This is a genomic window from Lachnoanaerobaculum sanguinis (assembly GCF_033242365.1).
Taxonomy (GTDB): Bacteria; Bacillota; Clostridia; order Lachnospirales; family Lachnospiraceae; genus Lachnoanaerobaculum; species Lachnoanaerobaculum sanguinis.
The window spans coordinates 1-343 of sequence record NZ_BTHK01000071.1; the positions used below are offsets into that span (position 1 = coordinate 1).

Below are 343 nucleotides of genomic sequence, written 5' to 3' on the forward strand. Positions count from 1 at the left end.
TCAATCAATGAGTAGAGCAAGAAGTGTCCTATATTAAGTTCAACAGGAGTGGAAAATGCACGAGGACGGGATTCTTCAGAAAGAACTTTTGTTCTATTCTCATTTTGCTCTTTTACATAGTCGCTGTAAAATTTAACAGGATCCGGAATCTCACCTGAAATCAAATCCTCAACATAACCAAAAGATTTTACATTTTTTGTTCTTGGTTGCTTTTTATCCTTATCCCAAAATGATTCATACATCTGAAGATAAGTACCTTTTTTCTTCTTTTCTTTTCTCAAAAAATAAGCCATAAACACCTCTAAAAGTAAAGTACTATGAAGTACTATGATTATAACATACT

The 343-nt window shown here is 32.1% G+C and carries 1 pseudogene; it reads right to left on the bottom strand.

The annotated features are described in order from the left end of the window. Nucleotides 1-293, bottom strand: a pseudogene (locus SBH76_RS13575) (IS1634 family transposase); the annotation flags it as partial. Between the last annotated feature and the right edge of the window lie 50 nt (nt 294-343).